Annotated in this window: 3 protein-coding genes and 3 tRNA genes (1 of these 6 running past the window's edge); 4 read left to right on the top strand and 2 right to left on the bottom strand. The window is 54.3% G+C overall.

The window, feature by feature from the left end; genetic code table 11:
- Nucleotides 1-23: transfer RNA gene (locus tag RRF55_RS25975), tRNA-Ala, on the bottom strand; it reaches 153 nt to the left of the window's first position.
- 219 nt (nucleotides 24-242) lie between these two features.
- On the opposite strand from RRF55_RS25975, the gene RRF55_RS25970 reads away from it, so the two are divergent.
- Nucleotides 243-596 (top strand): MerR family transcriptional regulator, encoded by a 354-nt coding sequence (locus RRF55_RS25970; protein ID WP_002913434.1) that lies wholly within the window; start codon nucleotides 243-245, stop codon nucleotides 594-596.
- A 3-nt stretch (nucleotides 597-599) separates the two neighbouring features.
- Nucleotides 600-992 carry a MerR family transcriptional regulator gene (locus tag RRF55_RS25965; protein ID WP_002913435.1) on the top strand — a complete coding sequence of 131 codons (393 nt, stop codon included), beginning with the start codon at nucleotides 600-602 and terminating at the stop codon, nucleotides 990-992.
- 51 nt (nucleotides 993-1,043) lie between these two features.
- On the opposite strand, the gene gltX is transcribed toward RRF55_RS25965, so the two are convergent.
- Complete coding sequence (gene gltX, locus RRF55_RS25960; RefSeq protein ID WP_004145598.1) at nucleotides 1,044-2,462, bottom strand: glutamate--tRNA ligase; 1,419 nt, start codon at nucleotides 2,460-2,462, stop codon at nucleotides 1,044-1,046.
- Nucleotides 2,463-2,721: 259 nt separating this feature from the next.
- Between gltX and RRF55_RS25955 the strand changes: the two genes are divergently transcribed.
- A tRNA-Val gene (locus tag RRF55_RS25955) sits at nucleotides 2,722-2,797 on the top strand.
- A gap of 46 nt (nucleotides 2,798-2,843) precedes the next feature.
- A tRNA-Val gene (locus RRF55_RS25950) sits at nucleotides 2,844-2,919 on the top strand.
- Nucleotides 2,920-3,020: the final 101 nt, after the last annotated feature.

The raw sequence follows: 3,020 nt of genomic DNA, 5'->3' as shown, positions 1-3,020 counted from the left end.
TCTCCCAGCTGAGCTATAGCCCCGTAACGTAAAGCGTGTCGTGTTGACGGGCGGCATAATATGAATTCCTCGCTCAGGTGTCAACGGCAAAATTATCCTTCCCGATTCAATCGCTGAAAAAGCAGGCAACTTGCTGACATTGCGAGCCTTATCGCAGTCAGAAGTTAAACAGGTCACCTTTTCACGTAAAAGGATGCTATAACATGGGCAGCTAATTCCCATACATTTACTCAGGAAATAGTATGCTCAAGGAACGAATGACACCTGAAGAAATTGCCCATCTAACCGGCTACAGTCGGCAAACTATCAATAAGTGGGTGCGGAAAGAAGGCTGGCAAACCTCTCCGCGACCTGGCGTCCAGGGCGGCAAAGCGCGCCTGGTCCATGTCAATGAGCAAGTCAGGGAGTTTATCCGCAGCGCCCAGCGGGTGGCGGAGACGCCCGGCATCTATTCTCCCCATGATAGCGATCTGGAATCGCTGCTGCTGACCCTCAGTAAAGAACTCACCCCCAGCGAGCAGAAGCAGCTTATGTCTTTGTTGCTGCGCGAGGGGATCACCGGGTTACTGCTTCGGTTAGGGATCCGCGATCGGTAAACCATGATGAAACTGAAAGATAAAATGACGCCCGCAGAGCTTGCCGACTGCCTGGGGCTGGCCAGACAAACGATCAATCGCTGGGTTCGCGAGAAACAATGGCGCACCGAAGCAATACCCGGCGTTAAAGGGGGGCGAGCGCGACTGGTGGTTATCGACCAACCGGTACGCGAGTTTCTGACCAACATCCCTGCCAGACGCCATCTGCTTACCGACAATCATCTCGCGGAATCGCCAGGTGCATACCTGGTCAATGAGGCAGACGCGATCTGGCGGCAAATCACGGAAACCCTACAGCTGATGACTCCGGCAGAACAGCTGCAGCTCCGCGATCTGCTGGCCCGGGAAGGGATTAGCGGTTTTCTTGCCCGCCTCGGCATCGCCAGTCCGGAATAACAGACAAAAAAAACGGCAGGGTAACCTGCCGTTGTTTCAGCTGCGACGCCGTCAGGACGCCTGGCCTTCGCGTTCAGCGATAAAAGCCAGCGCTTTATTGATACGATCTACGCTACGGGATTTACCGATAGCATGGACAGTAACGTCTAGCGCAGGAGATTGCCCTGCCCCGGTAACCGCCACGCGCAGCGGCATACCGACTTTACCCATCCCCACCTCCAGCTCATCAGCAGTTGCCTGAATCGCGTGATGGACGTTTTCCGCCGTCCAGTCGCTAATCGCCGCCAGCTTATCGCGAACCACTTCCAGCGGCTGACGCGCCACTGGACGCAGATGTTTTTTCGCGGCGTCGGCATCGAATTCAGCGAACTCTTCATAGAAGTAGCGGCAGCTCTGGGCCATCTCTTTCAGCGTCTTGCAACGCTCGCCCAGCAGTTTCACCAGCTCAGCCAGCTGCGGGCCGTTGCGAGTGTCGATATTTTCCTGCTCGATATGCCACTGCAGATGCGTTGCCACATACTCCGCCGGCAGGGTATTGATATAGTGATGGTTTAACCACAGCAGTTTATCGGTGTTAAAGGCACTGGCGGATTTGCTCACCGCGCCCAGCGAGAAGAACTCAATCATCTCTTCGCGAGTGAAAATCTCCTGATCGCCATGAGACCAGCCCAGGCGCACCAGATAGTTGAGTAGCGCTTCCGGCAGGTAGCCGTCGTCGCGATACTGCATCACGCTCACTGCGCCGTGGCGCTTGGAAAGTTTTTTACCGTCATCGCCGTTGATCATCGACACGTGCGCATAAACCGGCACCGGCGCATTCAGCGCTTTGAGGATGTTGATCTGGCGCGGCGTGTTGTTGATATGATCTTCGCCGCGGATCACGTGAGTGATCGCCATATCCCAGTCATCTACCACCACGCAGAAGTTATAGGTCGGGGAACCATCGGTACGGCGAATGATCAGATCGTCCAGTTCCTGGTTGCTGAACTCGATAGGTCCGCGGATCTGATCGTCAAAAATAACCGAACCTTCCTGCGGGTTGGCGAAACGCACGACGCACGGCTCATCGTCAGCATGGTGCTCGTGGCTATGGCGGCAGCGGCCATCGTAACGCGGCTTCTCACCCTTCGCCATCTGCTCTTCGCGCAGCGCTTCCAGACGTTCTTTCGAGCAATAGCATTTGTAAGCGGTACCGGCTTCCAGCATCTCATCGATTACGTTGTTATAACGATCGAAACGTTTGGTCTGGAAATAGGGGCCTTCGTCCCATTGCAGATTCAGCCAGTTCATGCCATCCATGATGGCTTCAATTGCTTCCGGGGTGGAGCGTTCGAGATCGGTGTCTTCAATACGCAGCACAAACTCACCGCCGTGGTTACGGGCAAAAAGCCAGGAATAGAGAGCAGTACGCGCACCGCCAACGTGCAGATAGCCGGTTGGGCTTGGCGCGAAGCGAGTTTTGATTTTCATGAATTGGCCTTACGTTTAATAAAGATGCCGATAGCCGGCAATGTCCGGTGGAAATTATGGGTCAATATTCTAACACCGTGGGCTGATTCCTCAATGTTGTTCCCATCGGAACGTCACGGTTTGCCATTTTTGTTTATAAATCATGCTATGGCGCCGGTTTCGCGATCGCTTTGTTTAATTTTACGACGAACGAACGAATTCTTTAGAAAAGGCGTTGACTCATTTTCAACTCTCCCTATAATGCGACTCCACACAGCGGGGGTGATTAGCTCAGCTGGGAGAGCACCTCCCTTACAAGGAGGGGGTCGGCGGTTCGATCCCGTCATCACCCACCACTTTCTCGCCAGCTGGATTTTCTGTCAAAATGTGAAGTACCGAAGTGGGTGATTAGCTCAGCTGGGAGAGCACCTCCCTTACAAGGAGGGGGTCGGCGGTTCGATCCCGTCATCACCCACCACTTTCTCGCCAGCTGGATTTTCTGTCAAAATGTGAAGTACCGAAGTGGGTGATTAGCTCAGCTGGGAGAGCACCTCCCTTACAAGGAGGGGGTCGGCGGTT

This window comes from Klebsiella sp. K47 (genome assembly GCF_051858335.1).
In the GTDB taxonomy this organism is placed as follows: Bacteria; Pseudomonadota; Gammaproteobacteria; order Enterobacterales; family Enterobacteriaceae; genus Klebsiella; species Klebsiella pneumoniae.
This window is presented reverse-complemented; position numbering and strand designations above follow the sequence as displayed.